The following is a 412-nucleotide window of genomic DNA, read 5'->3' on the forward strand; positions in this document are numbered from 1 at the left end:
ACATTAAGTTCTTGAACTTATGGCTTTCATCTACTAACAGATGGTCAATACCCATCATCTTAAAATCTACTGTATCATCGGTGCGCTCATTGATGTCGTGTTCTAAGGTTTTGAGCTTTACTTCTAGGTTTTCTTTACGCTTGTACATTCCTTTAATCATCGCACGAGAGACTTCACTGCCTTGTTTTTCCAACTGCCAAAGACTCTCTTCAACATCTTGGAGTTCTTCTTGCAAAATGCTCTGTTGCACCTCGGGGGATTGCGGTATCATCTTAAACTGGTCGTGGGTGAGAATTACGCAATCCCAATCATTGTTTTTGATGTCTCCAAAGATACGCAAACGCTTTTGAGGGGTAAAATCCTCCTTGCCAGGGTAAAGGATTTTAGCAAAAGGATAGGCACGGCGATAGGT

Annotated in this window: 1 protein-coding gene; it reads right to left on the minus strand. The window is 41.7% G+C overall.

Annotation, left to right across the window (positions count from 1 at the left end):
* Positions 1–412 (minus strand): hypothetical protein (locus tag HMPREF1551_RS07905; RefSeq protein ID WP_021628570.1); only part of this gene is annotated, 412 nt, incomplete at both ends.

It is taken from the genome of Capnocytophaga sp. oral taxon 863 str. F0517, from assembly GCF_000466425.1.
Taxonomy (GTDB): Bacteria; Bacteroidota; Bacteroidia; order Flavobacteriales; family Flavobacteriaceae; genus Capnocytophaga.